Raw genomic sequence first — 573 nt, 5'->3', positions numbered from 1 at the left:
GGGTGAAGTCGTAACAAGGTAGCCGTATCGGAAGGTGCGGCTGGATCACCTCCTTTCTATGGAGAATCGTTTCCTGCAACGGAAACATTCAAATATGCAGTTTAACTGCAAAACTTCTTCACTCGTGTTCAGTTTTGGAAGGATAAAACCTTTCCAAACTTTTGTTCCTTGAAAACTAGATAGCGAAACGAAAGCAGCGTTTGTAACACAAACGCGAACCGTAAGAAATTCTGTCATCCCTTTGGGTCGATAGATTTTTGAACGGGCTTAGAAACATCCTTAATGTTCTTCTTGAGCAATCAAGAGAAATTAGTTTTTATATTAGCAGGTTAAGCTAATAAGAGCGCACGGAGGATGCCTAGGCACTAGGAGCCGAAGAAGGACGTGGCGAACGACGAAATGCCTCGGGGAGCCGTATGCAGGCTTTGATCCGGGGATGTCCGAATGGGGGAACCCAGCTGTGGTAATGCGCAGTTACCCTGCAGTGAATACATAGCTGCAGAGGAGGTATACCGAGGGAACTGAAACATCTAAGTACCTCGAGGAGAAGAAAACAAATAGTGATTCCGTCAG

2 rRNA genes are annotated in these 573 nt (G+C 45.5%); both read left to right on the top strand.

Annotated elements, in window-relative coordinates:
- A 16S ribosomal RNA gene (locus tag E0485_RS24955) occupies positions 1-56 on the top strand; the annotation flags it as partial.
- A gap of 271 nt (positions 57-327) precedes the next feature.
- Positions 328-573 (top strand): 23S ribosomal RNA (locus E0485_RS24950); the annotation flags it as partial.

This window comes from Paenibacillus albiflavus, from assembly GCF_004344915.1.
Taxonomy (GTDB): Bacteria; Bacillota; Bacilli; order Paenibacillales; family NBRC-103111; genus Paenibacillus_AM; species Paenibacillus_AM albiflavus.
Note: the sequence above shows the minus strand (reverse complement) of the source record. Positions and strands in the feature narration are given on the sequence as shown.